At 68.7% G+C, this 12,127-nt stretch carries 8 protein-coding genes and 1 tRNA gene; 3 read left to right on the top strand and 6 right to left on the bottom strand.

Features of this window, described 5'->3' with window-relative positions:
• The first annotated feature begins 3 nt into the window (after window positions 1-3).
• Entirely contained in the window at window positions 4-429 is a 426-nt protein-coding gene (locus tag BES08_RS16105; protein ID WP_156799883.1) for a hypothetical protein, read from the top strand.
• A 169-nt stretch (window positions 430-598) separates the two neighbouring features.
• Window positions 599-3,103 carry a PepSY domain-containing protein gene (locus BES08_RS16100; RefSeq protein WP_069709305.1) on the top strand — a complete coding sequence of 835 codons (2,505 nt, stop codon included), beginning with the start codon at window positions 599-601 and terminating at the stop codon, window positions 3,101-3,103.
• 3 nt (window positions 3,104-3,106) lie between these two features.
• Here BES08_RS16100 and BES08_RS16095 read toward each other — a convergent pair whose 3' ends face one another.
• The 6 genes from BES08_RS16095 to BES08_RS16070 all read right to left on the bottom strand — a co-directional run bounded on the left by BES08_RS16095 (window position 3,107) and on the right by BES08_RS16070 (window position 11,519).
• Complete coding sequence (locus BES08_RS16095; protein WP_069708907.1) at window positions 3,107-6,340, bottom strand: error-prone DNA polymerase; 3,234 nt, start codon at window positions 6,338-6,340, stop codon at window positions 3,107-3,109.
• Window positions 6,337-7,773 (bottom strand): Y-family DNA polymerase, encoded by a 1,437-nt coding sequence (locus tag BES08_RS16090; protein WP_231958241.1) that lies wholly within the window; start codon window positions 7,771-7,773, stop codon window positions 6,337-6,339. Before BES08_RS16090 ends, BES08_RS16095 begins: the two co-directional genes overlap by 4 nt.
• Complete coding sequence (locus BES08_RS16085) at window positions 7,766-8,500, bottom strand: ImuA family protein (protein ID WP_069708905.1); 735 nt, start codon at window positions 8,498-8,500, stop codon at window positions 7,766-7,768. The genes BES08_RS16090 and BES08_RS16085 overlap by 8 nt, the downstream gene beginning before the upstream one ends.
• Before the next feature lie 164 nt (window positions 8,501-8,664).
• Window positions 8,665-9,843, bottom strand: coding sequence for a glycosyl transferase (locus BES08_RS16080; RefSeq protein WP_069708904.1), 1,179 nt, complete (start codon window positions 9,841-9,843; stop codon window positions 8,665-8,667).
• A gap of 207 nt (window positions 9,844-10,050) precedes the next feature.
• Window positions 10,051-10,137 (bottom strand) — tRNA-Leu (locus tag BES08_RS16075).
• Between the two features lie 104 nt (window positions 10,138-10,241).
• Window positions 10,242-11,519 carry a DUF3422 family protein gene (locus BES08_RS16070; protein WP_083274709.1) on the bottom strand — a complete coding sequence of 426 codons (1,278 nt, stop codon included), beginning with the start codon at window positions 11,517-11,519 and terminating at the stop codon, window positions 10,242-10,244.
• 174 nt (window positions 11,520-11,693) lie between these two features.
• On the opposite strand from BES08_RS16070, the gene BES08_RS16065 reads away from it, so the two are divergent.
• Window positions 11,694-12,104 (top strand): c-type cytochrome, encoded by a 411-nt coding sequence (locus tag BES08_RS16065; RefSeq protein WP_197524396.1) that lies wholly within the window; start codon window positions 11,694-11,696, stop codon window positions 12,102-12,104.
• Window positions 12,105-12,127: the final 23 nt, after the last annotated feature.

Here is a 12,127-nt window from a genome sequence, read left to right as displayed (position 1 = left end):
GTCATGAGCTTTCCCGCAGTGACACCGCAGCATCTGGTAATCGCGGCAAGGGCCGCCGCGCCCCTGTGCCTCGGAGGCCTTGCCTGGGCGGTGTTATGGATGGCCTGCACGCCGACCGTCGCCGCTGCAGGGTTCCTTCTGGGCGCGTCGGTCCTGCTCATGGGAGCGCCGCGGATCAGGGCCGCGGACCTGGTCGGTGCACTCCTGGTGTTCATGACCGTGCTGGAATGCATCCATGCAGGAGCTTCGGGAACCCTCGACGGTGCGCGTTGGCAGGCCTGCGTGGCGGCGGCTGGCACCACGGTTCTCTTGCTCAAAATCCAGCATTTGCGCGGGCTTGCCCGGCAGGATGCCTATGTTCCTCTGCGCCATCTGGAGCGCCGGAATGCCCTGTTCGGACGTACCGCGCCCGGTCGCCGCGCAGCCTGAATTACACTGGCAAAGCCGGAGAACCGGCCGAAAATCGCTTGATATTGCAACTTGCTAGCATTAGCGCAATTTCGCGAGAGGGAAGCGAAAGCCCGCAATGCCAACCGGCACGTGCTTTCTCCAGGGGGGAGCGCCGTTCCGCGTGTCCCGCATAGGGGACAAGGCCGAAGTGACGCGCAGAATTCTGTTCCAGATCCATTGGCTGCTGGGCATCACCGCAGGCCTCGTGCTGGCCGCGATGGGCCTGACCGGCGCCGCGATGAGCTTCGAAAACGAGATCATGCGCGTGCTGAGCCCCGCCATCGTCACGCTAAAACCCGGCAACGCACCGCCGCTCTCGCCCGATGCGGTAATTGCGCGCGCCTCCGCCCTGCACGAGGGCCTGAGGGTGGAGCGGCTCACCGTCGAAGCCGATCCGACGCGCGCATGGCAGGTGCAGTTCGAAGCCGGTGCGGACAAGCGGCGCGGCGAGCGCAGCTACGTCGATCCGCGCGACGGCCGCCTGCTCGGCGAACCGGTCGGCGCCGGGTTCTTCCAGACCGTGCAGGACCTCCACCGCTGGCTGGCACTTCCCGGCGGACCGAAGGGCTGGGGCCGCCAGATCACCGGCTTTTCCACGATCGGACTGATCTTCTTCGCCTTGTCCGGCCTCTACTTGCGCTGGCCCCGCCGCGCGCTCGACTGGCGCGCGTGGCTGGTGCTCGACTGGCGCAAGAGCGGGCGCAACCTCTACCGCGAACTGCATGTGGTGATCGGCAGCTGGGTCGCGCTCGTCTACCTGCTCAGCGCGTTCACCGGGCTATGGTGGTCCTACGAGTGGTATCGTCAGGGCGCGATGGTCGTGCTCACCGGCTCGGCGAAGGGCGAGGCCGAGGGCGGGCCGAAGAAGGACAAGGGCGCGCCGCGGCCTCCCGTCCTCCTCGCCCCGGCCTGGAAGACGGTAGAGCGCGAGACCGCCGGCCGCTTCGATTCGGTCTTCGTGACGCTGCCCGAAGCGGGCAAGAAGGCGACTTTCCGCGTGCTGCTGGCCGGCGCGCGGCATGACCGCATGACCGACAACCTCACCATCGACCTCGCCAGCGGCCGTCTGCTCAAGGCGGATCGCTATGCCGACAGGGTACTCGGCAAAGTCGTCGCGACGAGCATGTTCGAAATCCATCGCGGCGCCATCTTCGGGCTCCCCGGCCGCATCGTGATCTTCGTGACCAGCCTTGCCATGCCGCTTTTCGCGGTCACCGGGCTGCTGCTCTACATCGCGCGGCGCCGCCGCAAGCGCGCTCTCGCGCAAGTCCAGGGACTGCCCGCCGGCGGCGCAGCCAACACGGACATGCTGATCGCCTTCGCCAGCCAGACCGGCGGCGCCGAGCGACTGGCGCGGCAGACGGCAGCGGTCCTCGGCGGCGCCAAGGTCCTGCCGCTGTCTTCGGTGGACGGCACGGTGCTGGCGGAAACGCGGCGCGCGCTCTTCGTCGTCAGCACCTATGGCGAAGGCGAACCGCCTGACCGCGTCCGCCGTTTCGCACGCGAAACGATGGCCTTGCCGCCTGCGGCGAAGGACCTCGACTACGCCGTTCTCGCTTTGGGAGACCGCGAATATCCGCAGTTCTGCGCCTTCGGGCACGAGGTCGATCGCTGGCTCCACACAGGCGGCGGGCGGCGACTGTTCGATACCATCGAGGTCGATGGCGAGGACATCGATGCCGAGCGCCAGTGGCAGCAGCAACTGACCGCGCTGGGCGCCGATCCGATGGCGGCGGAATTCGCTCCCGCGCGCTACGGGCGCTGGCGTCTGGCCGGGCGAGAACTGCTCAATCCGGGCAGTCCGGGCGGTCCGGCGTTCCTGATCGCGCTCGAACCGCTCGACGGGGAAACGCTCGACTGGCAGGCCGGAGACATCGCCGAAATACGCCCCGCCAACGACCCGGCGGCGGTTTGCGCCCTGCTGGACAGAACGGCACTCAACGGCACCTACGAGGTACATAACCGCAGCCTTACCGCACACATCGCCGAATCCGTATTGCCCGAAACCCTCGCAGGCACGCCCGAAGAGATAGTCGCTGGACTGCGCCCGCTTCCTCACCGCGAATACTCGATCGCCTCGACCCCGACCGACGGATGCATCGAACTGATCGTCCGGCAGGTCCGGCGCGAGGACGGCAACCTCGGCCTCGGTTCGGGCTGGCTGACCGCGCATGCGCTGCTGGGGACGGAGATCGCGCTGCGGCTCCATGCCAACCCCGGCTTCCGCGTGTCCGAAGAGCAGCGCCAGCTGATCCTCATCGGCAACGGCACTGGCCTCGCGGGCCTGCGCGGCCACCTGCGGCAGGCGGCGGCGGCCGGAAGCGCCGGTCACTGGCTGTTGCTGGGCGAGCGTTCGCGGGAGCACGATGCCTTCCTCGACGCCGAACTGCGAGGCTGGCTGACGGACGGCACGCTGGCGCGGCTGGAGCGCACCTGGTCGCGCGATCCCGATTGCGGCCGCTACGTGCAGGAGGTGATCCCGCAAGTTGCCGACGCCCTGCGCGAAGCGGTAGGGGACGGGGCCACGATCCTCGTCTGCGGCAGCCTGCTGGGCATGGCGCCCGCCGTCGATGCGGCGTTGCGGGCCGTGCTCGGCGATGCGCTGCTGGAGGAGATGGCCGAGGGCGGCCGCTATCTGCGGGACATCTACTGAGCGTCAGTGGAAGTCGCGCGAGCGCGGCAGGATGCGCACGTTGCGCGGGTGGCCGCGTGTCGCATGCCCCGAGGTGGGGCGGTTCGGATCGTAGACCGGATGGCGCACCGCGTCGCCCGGCATCGGCTCGGGCTTGAGCGCGGGCGGAGCCGAGAGACGGGACAGCGCCTCGCTGGCGTCGGTCACGCAGGTGACCATCAGGTGGACGACGCCCTCCTTGCTGTGCTGCACTTCACCGTCGATCACCATCAGCCGCGCGGCCATCACCGCGCGGCGCTGCTTCTCGAAATCACGCGCCCACAGCAGGGCATTGACCACGCCGGTCTCGTCCTCGATGGTGATGAAGATCGCGTTGCCCTTGCCCGGCCGCTGGCGGATCAGCACCACCCCCGCGACGCGCACCTTCCGGCCGTCCTTCGCGGCATTGACCCCGGCGCAGGTCAGCGCGCCCTGCCCTTCGAAATGCGCGCGCAGGAACTGCATCGGGTGGCCCTTCAGCGATAGCCGCTGCGTCTGGTAATCGGCCACGACTTCCTCGGACGGCGCCATCGCCGGGAGCGCGGCGTCGGGCTCCTTCGCCAGTTCGGGCGCATCGAGCGCGGCGAACAGCGGCAGCTGCACCGCCGGAACCCGCCGCGCCTCCCACCCCGCCTGCCGCCGACTCTGCCCCAGCGAGCCAAGCGCATCGGCATCCGCCAGCAGCCGCAAGGCGCGCGAAGGCAGGTTCGCCCGGCGCGCGGCATCTTCGAGGCTGGCGATGGGGGCAACCTTGCGGGCCTTCTCCAGCGCCTCGGCCCAGTTCTCCTTGAACCCGCCGATCTGCCTGAGGCCAAGGCGCAGGATACGTTCGCCTTCCAGCGTGTTGTCCCAGCAGCTTGCGGCGATGTCGATGGGCCGCACCTCCACCCCGTGCTGGCGCGCATCGGCGACCAGCTGCGCGGGCGCATAGAAACCCATCGGCTGGCTGTTGAGCAACGCGCAGGTGAACACCGCCGGATAGTGGCACTTCAGCCATGACGAGACATAGGCCAGCAGCCCGAACGCCTGCGCATGGCTTTCGGGAAAGCCGTATTCGCCGAAACCCTCGATCTGCTTGAAGCAGCCTTCCGCGAAATCCTGCGGGTAGCCGCGCCGAACCATACCGTTGACGAACTTCTCCTGATGCTGGTGGATCGTACCGTTGCGTCGGAACGTGGCCATCGAGCGGCGCAGGCGGTCGGCCTCTGCAGGCGTGAACTTCGCCGCGACGATCGCAAGGCGCATCGCCTGTTCCTGAAACAGCGGTACGCCCATGGTCTTGTGGAGCAGATCCTCCATCTCTCCCGGTGGCCCCGGAAAGACCACCTCCTCCTCCCCCGTGCGCCGCCGCAGATAGGGATGGACCATGCCGCCCTGAATCGGCCCCGGCCGCACGATGGCGACCTGAATGACGAGATCGTAGAGGATGCGCGGCTTCATGCGCGGCAGCATCGCGATCTGGGCGCGGCTCTCGACCTGAAAGGTGCCGATGCTGTCGCCGGTGCACAGCATGTCGTAGGTCGGCCCGTCGTCCGGCGGGACGGTGGCCAGTTCCAGATCGCGCAGACCGTGATCCCGCAGCAGGTCGAAGCTTTTGCGGATCGCGGTCAGCATGCCGAGCGCCAGAATGTCGACTTTCATCAGGCCGAGCGATTCCAGATCGTTCTTGTCCCACTCGATGAACGTGCGGTCCTCCATCGCCGCATTGTGGATCGGCACCAGTTCGTCGAGCCGCCCTTCGCTCAGCACGAAGCCGCCGACGTGCTGCGACAGGTGGCGCGGATAGTTGAGCAACCGCCCGACCATGTCGCGCAAGCGCTCCACCTGCGGATTGCCGGGGTCGAAGCCCGCCTCGGTCAGCCGCGTTTCGGGCAGTTCGTCGCCGCCCCAGCTGCCCCAGACGGTACCCGAAAGCCGCGCGGTGACATCCTCGCTCATGCCCAGGACCTTGCCGACTTCGCGGATGGCGCTGCGCTGGCGATAGCAGATCGTGGTCGCGGCGATCCCGGCGCGCTCGCGGCCGTAGCGACGGTAGATGTACTGCATCACTTCCTCGCGGCGGGAATGCTCGAAATCGACGTCGATGTCGGGCGGCTCGTCGCGCTCGGCGGAAAGGAAGCGCGTGAACAGCAGCTTCTCCTGCACCGGGTCGATCGGGGTCACGCCGAGGAAGTAGCACACCAGCGAATTCGCCGCGCTGCCGCGTCCCTGACACAGGATAGGCTTTTTCAGACCGCGCGCGTAATGCACGATGTCGTGGACGGTGAGGAAGTAATAGGCGATCTTCTGGTCCCGGATCAGGCCGAATTCCTCGTCCAGCTTCTCGCGATATTCAGGCGGCAATCCAGCAGGGAAGCGTTTTTTCGCTCCTTCCAGAGTAAGGTGTTCTAGCCACGGCTGTGGCTCCCAGCCTTCGGGCACCGGTTCGTGCGGGTATTCATACCGCAGATCGTCGAGGGTGAATTGCACGCAGGCCATCAGGTCCTGCGTCGCCGTCAAGGCATCGGGGCAGGCGCGGAACAGGCGGGCCATCTCGGCGGGAAACTTGAGGTGGCGCTCGGCATTGGCGGCGAGGCGACGGCCGGCGGTCTGGACGGTGAGCCCCTCGCGGATACAGGTGAGCACGTCCTGCATCGGGCGGTCCTCCGGGCTCGCGTAAAGCACGTCGTTGGTGGCGATCAGCGGCACGCCCGCGCGGGCGGCCAGCGCCATGCGCTGCGCCAGCCGACGCGCATCGCGGCCCGCGCGCGGCATCGTGGCGGCGAGCCAGAGCTTCGGCGTCAAACCGCGCAGGGTGGCGAGCAGCGCTTCGTCCGCGCCCCCATCTCCCGGCATCACGATCAGCGCCAGATCCTGCGCGTGCTCGGCAAGGTCGCTCAGATGCAGCTCGCACTCGCCCTTCTTCGCCTTGCGGTTGCCCACGGTGAGCAGGCGCGTCAGGCGGCCCCAGCCGTGGCGGGTCATCGGGTAGGCGACGACGTCGGGCGTGCCGTCGGCGAAGACCAGCCGCGCGCCGACCAGCAGGCGCAGCCCGCTTTTCGCCCGGCCCATCTCCTTCCATGCGCGATGGGCGCGGACCACGCCCGCCACCGTATTGCGGTCGGCGATGCCGATGCCGGCCATGCCCATCGCCAGCGCGCGCGCGACCATCTCCTCCCCCGGCGAGGCGCCGCGCAGGAAGCTGAAGTTGGTTGCGGTGACCAGTTCGGCGAAGTTCACGGGAACAGGCCGTGGAGATACCAGCGCGGGTCGGGTTTCTCGCTGAACAGGCCGTGGCGGAAGATCCAGTAGCGGCGGCCCGCGCCGTCCTCGATGCGGTAGTAGTCGCGCGTTTCCCCCGCACCTCCCGGCATGTGGCCGCCGCGTTTCAGCCACCATTCCGCGCCGATCCGCTCCGGTCCCTCGGCCAGCGTGACGTCGTGGAGGCGGCCCTTCCAGCGGAAGCGCTGGGGCGGGCTGTCGGGCACGCCGGCGATCACCTCGACCGGTTGCGGCGGGTCGAGCAGCAGCAGCGGGCGGGGTGGCATGTCTTCGGGCTCCGGCCATGGGGCGCCTCGCAGGCGCAGCGCAGGAACCAGCGCCTGCGCCTTCTCGGGCAAGTGGCGGTCACGCGGGATCAGGCGGCGCACGCTGTCCTCGCCCAGCCGCACGCTGAGCTGGTCCACCAGCGCCGAAACATTATCGGCGTTTTCTTCCTTGCCGCTCTCAAGCAGGATCTGGCGCGAGGGCAGGTGATCGGCGTGGAGCACCGCCAGGGTGATCGCATCGAAGCCGAAGCCGGGGTCGAGCGGGTCGGAAAGCGTGTCGATCCGCTCGCGCAGCAGGCGCATGACGGCGGCGGGATCGCGCACCGCAAGGCCCGTCTCCACCACCAGCCGCCGCCGCTGGTTGTCGCTGCGGTGGAGCGTGACCGCCCAGCGCCGCCCGCCCAGCTGGCGCTGCTCCATCGTGCGCCCGGCCTGCGCGAGCATGTCCTCGACCACCTCCAGCGCATCGTCGGTGCGGCCCAGCGGTTCGGGAAAGCGCGTCTCCAGCCGGATCGGCTCGGTCAGGCGGACGGGAATGACCGGGCTGCCGGTCTCTCCCAGAATGGCGCGCAGGCGGCTGACCGCAAGCTCCCCGAAGCGCGCCGCCAGCCCCGCCATCGGCCGCGCGGCAAGATCGCCCAGCGTCTCGAGGCCCGCGCGGCGCAGACCGGAAAGCGCGCCCTCGTCCAGTTCCAACGCGGCGACCGGAAGAGTGCGAACGTCGTCCTTCCCACCGAAGCGGGCAAGCGCACGGGCGGCGGCAGAGTGAGGCGCGAGGGCGTGGCGGGTAGTCGGACCGACATCCTTCACCACGCGGCGCACCAGCGCCTCCTCCCCGCCGAAGAGGTGCGCGCAGCCGGTGACGTCGAGCAGCAGGCCATCGGGCGCATCGAGCGCGACGAGCGGGGTAAAGGCGATCATCGCCCCCGCCAGCTGCTCCAGCACCCGCGCGTCGGCGACGGGATCGTGCGGCGCGGTGGCAAGGTCCGGGCTGCGCGCCCGCGCATCGGCGAGGGTCATGCCGGAAGACAGGCCCTGCTGCATCGCGGTCACGTCCACGGCAGCGAGGCGCAGCGCCTGTCCATCGCGCGCGACGAGAGCCTGCGGGGCGTCTCCTTCAGGCAGTACGCCGGAGCGGCGCGCGCGCTCGCACGGCAGAAAGGGGAACCACAGTGCCAGGTAGCGGCGGCCCGCGCTCTTCGGTGGCGGGCCGGGTGTCGAGGGGGAGTTCGCGGAAACCGCCATGGTCTTCATTCCATTCCAGCCGCCAGCGTTGCCCCGCCGGGCCGCCGCGTCTGCGTACGAGTTCGACGAGCAGCGTCGCGGCCCCCGGCGCGCGCGTCTCCAGAGGGGCCGAGGGGGCGCTGGAAACCGTCCAGCGGGTATGTGCGGCGCTGGAGCGCGGCTCGGCATCGCCGCGCAGGATCACCACCGGGATGCGCGAGCCTTCCGCCGCAAGGATCAGGCGGCGACTGGCGACGAGGTCGTATTCGCGCATCGCCCCCCAGCTTTCCATCAGTACCGCCGCCGGACCGCTGCTGCGTGCCGCGTCCAGCCCCGCGCGCAGCAGGGCAGCGTCGTTACGGGCATCGACGATCACCAGCCGCGCCGGGTCCACGCCGAGCGCGCGCAGTCCCTCCCCGCACGGCACGAGGCCCGCGCCCTTGCGGCGGGGGCGTAGCAGAAGGATCGGGCGCGCCGCCTCCGCCTCGACCATACCGAAGGCGAAGGCCAGCGCCGAAGCCCAGTCCTCCGCCTCCGCATGGACCTCGTGCAGTTGCGCGCGAGCGAGGGGCGGGAGCGTGCCCGGGGGCGGATCTTCGATACAGGCGGGGGCCTGAGGGCGGGACATGGGACGGGCCTTACGAATCGGGAATTATGTTCTTCTTATGTTCCCATTCTGGAGGCAGGTCCACACCGCCGTTCGATCCCCGCCGGAAAGGCCGTAAGCACATCCCGTCATCCCCGCGAAGGTGGGGATGACGAGGATAGGTGGATAATCGCGCTAATTGGGGGTCAAGCGATTGCCGCGATTGCCTTCGTTCTCAGCCCCGCGAACCGTTCCACCGTGTCTGCCGCCTCGCGCACCGGGCAACGCGTGCCGAAAGTCGGCGTGCCGTCAGCCAGCCACGCGATGCCGTCGATGGTGTAGGTCATGCGCTCGCGCTGCTGCTGGACGTAGTCCCCGTGCGCCGCGAAGGCGCGCTCGATCGCGGCGACGGGGTCGGCGTCGGGGGCGATCACCTCGCCGAAGTGCCACATCGCGTAGTCCTCGCTGTCCTGCCAGTCGACGCCCTTGGCATCGACGAACAGGCACGGGCGCGGGCGGACGAGGAATTCGTAGACCTGGCTGCTGACGTCGCCCACGTAGAGGTCCGCGCCCAGCGTATAGGTCATGTCGTTGCAGCGCGGCGAGCCGAGATCGACGGTGACCTGCCCCGGGATCGCCAGCGCCTCCCACGCGCGCCGCTTCGCCGCCGACCATCGCTTCGCCAGCCGCACGTGCGGCGCGACGACGAGGTTGTAGCGACCGTCCGCCGCCACTGCCGCGATCAGCCCCCGCCCAAACGCCTCGATCGAGGAGAGCTTCTTCGAGAAGTGCGGGTTGTAGAGGATCGTCGGCCGCGCGTTGTCGAACAGCGGCGGCCGGGCCTGCGCATTATCGAGCACGGCGGCCAGCTTGATCGGGCCGGTGACGGTGCAGTCCTGCGCTCTCACGAAGCCCGCTTCAACGAGGCGATCGCGGTCCTTGCGACCTGCCAGCATGACGTGATCGAACAGGCGGAAGCGCGGCTCGAAACCGACAGCGCGGTCGCCCGCACCGTGGGGGATGTGAAGGATCGGCGGGCAATCCCCCGGCAGGCGCTTGAGCATGGTGGAGGTCCGCTCGGCGCAGAGGATCACCGCCGCATCGCGCAGCCGCTTCGCCCAGAGCGTAAGCCGCACGAACTTGTGCATCGAGGACGGCAGCAGCGCAGTGACGGCGGGCAGGCGCATGACGACGATCTCGGGCGCCGCGCCCTGCCCTGCATAGGCCATGGCCGCCGCCACTTCGGCCTCGGCGGAAACGAACAGGCGTACCTGCCCCGGATGACGGCGGGCAAGCTCACAGGCGACCGGCACGATATGGCCGAACTGATGCGCGCCGCCGATGGCAAGCACGTGGATACGGGAATGGACGTTCCGGGAGGGCATTGCGCCTCGTTACAGCAGTGATGTGGAGCGACTCTGGAACATTCGTGCAGATTTGCCCATGTCCGTCCGAACTCGGCGATGGCCGGCGTCGGGGATAATCCCGGTCGCCGCATGCAGATGCTTCTGGTCGAAAAAGGATACGAACAGCAGATCCCCCTCTTGCGAGGGGAGCCCGAAGGCCATGATCAGTGCTGTTCGAATACTGCCTGGTGCGGTCGAGAAGACTCGAACTTCCACGGGCTTTCGCCCACAACGACCTCAACGTTGCGCGTCTACCAATTCCGCCACGACCGCTAAATCTTGGAGCTGGATTTGCATCCGCTCCGGGGCAGGAGCGCGCCACTAGCGCACGAATCCGGACCCGGCAAGTGAGTCTTGCAGATTATTTTCATCCAGCGTCATTTTCCTTCCTCCGGACCGAGAATGCGCCGCTTCATCCGGTGGATGGCCAGCCACACCCCCGCAAGCACCAGCGGAGCCAGCAGCGCGGTGCCCACATGGGCGTGAATCCTCAGGCCCAGTTCCTCCACGCCTTCCAGTACCTTGGCGATCAGGCCGAGCGCGTAGTAGCTCACCGCGACGACCGAGAGCCCCTCCACCAGCTGTTGCAGGCGCAACTGACGCGAGGCGCTGCGCTCCATCGAGGCGAGGAGCAGGCCGTTCTGGTTCTCGATTCGCGTCTCAATTCGCACCCTGAGCAGCGCCAGTGCCTGCGAGGTGCGCTGCGACAGCTGCTCGGCCCGGCGGCGATGCGCGGCGCAGGTCCGCACGGCGGGCAGGAAGCGGCGCTGGGTGAAGTCCGCCAGCGAGACTTGCCCCGGGATCGCGGCGATGTTGAGTTCGGCCAGCCGCTCCTCGACGATGGTGGCGTAGGCGGCGGTGGCGCTCATGCGGAAGTCGGAGGCGCTGGCCTGCGCCACCAGTTCCATCGAGAGGCGGGTCACGTCCTCCAGCAGATCGTCGTCGGTGACTTCAGGGCGGGCGACGGCGCGGTTGGTCTCGCCCAGCATTGCCTCGATGCGGTCGAGCGCGCGCCAGCCCTCACGCGCGACGGGCAGGCCCAGCAGCGCGAGGTTGCGGTAGTTGCCCAGCTCCTGCAGCCGCTGCAGAGTGCGGGAGAAAGCACCGGGAGCCATCCCGCAAGCCGCCGCGAGAATCACCCCGAAGCCGTCCTCGCGCAGCCGAAAGTCCGACCAGATCCGCGCCTGCCGCTCTCCGGGCGCATCGCCGATGTAGCAGGTGACGAGGTCGTCCGCCGCGAAGCCCAGTTCGGGCAGCAGCGCCAGCGCCGCCGCCTCATCCTCGACCAGCTGCACGCGCGAGGCGCGGATGACCTTGCCCGGCAGGCTCCCCGCCCATGCCAGCGCATCGGTGAGAGCAGGCCGGATCGCCGCGCCGCCGGTCACGAACAGCGTCGTCGTACTCGCCTCGCTGTGCCGCTCCCATGTGAAGGCGAGCCCCGGCGCGAGGGTCCCGGAAAGATGGCGAGGCCGACTGCACGGCTCTATCGGCCCGGCCGAGGGCAGCGCGCGCATCGCCGCCAGTTCCTCCTCGCGATCGGCCGAATCGAGCAGCCGCACGAACTGCACGATCGACGCCGGCGCGCGGACCAGAGGCCAGCGTCGCAAGTGCATCTCGCTCACTACCATGCGGCGCAGTTCGTGCTCGTTCAGCAAGTCCGCTCCCCCTTTTGCCCGGCGCCAGACTGCGCCTGCGGGGCGGAGGCGGACAAGTGACCCTTGGTACGATGCCCCTTCGCAGGATGCAGGCCGGGTCCAAAGTCCAATATCGACCCGCCATGCCCCGTGCGAAAGCGACAGGCCACAGGACAGGCTAACGGGAGACATGACATGAACATCAGGCAGAAGCGCGTGGGCCTCGCCGCTGCGGGAGCGCTGGCGCTGATGGCCTGCCTGGGCGGGCAGGCCGCGCTGACCTCGACCGCAGAGGCCGCCCCCGCCGCTCCGGCCGCGCCGCCGGTCTCGTTCGCACGCTGCGCGGTATGCCACAACGTTGCCAAGGGCGCGCCGAACAAGCTCGGCCCCAACCTGTTCGGCACTTATGGCCATAAGATGGGCCAGGGGAAATTCGCTTTCTCGGACGCCGTGAAGAAGTCGGGCCTGACGCTCGACGACGCCACGCTCGACAAGTGGCTGGAGAACCCGCGCGCGCTGGTGCCGGGCAACCGCATGAGCTTCCCCGGCCTCAAGGATGCGGCGAAGCGCAAGGAAATCATCGACTACCTCAAGAAGCAGCGCTGAGTTTCACGACCGACTCTCAAGGG

It is taken from the genome of Novosphingobium resinovorum (assembly GCF_001742225.1).
GTDB classification, from domain to species: domain Bacteria; phylum Pseudomonadota; class Alphaproteobacteria; order Sphingomonadales; family Sphingomonadaceae; genus Novosphingobium; species Novosphingobium resinovorum_A.
Note: the sequence above shows the minus strand (reverse complement) of the source record. Positions and strands in the feature narration are given on the sequence as shown.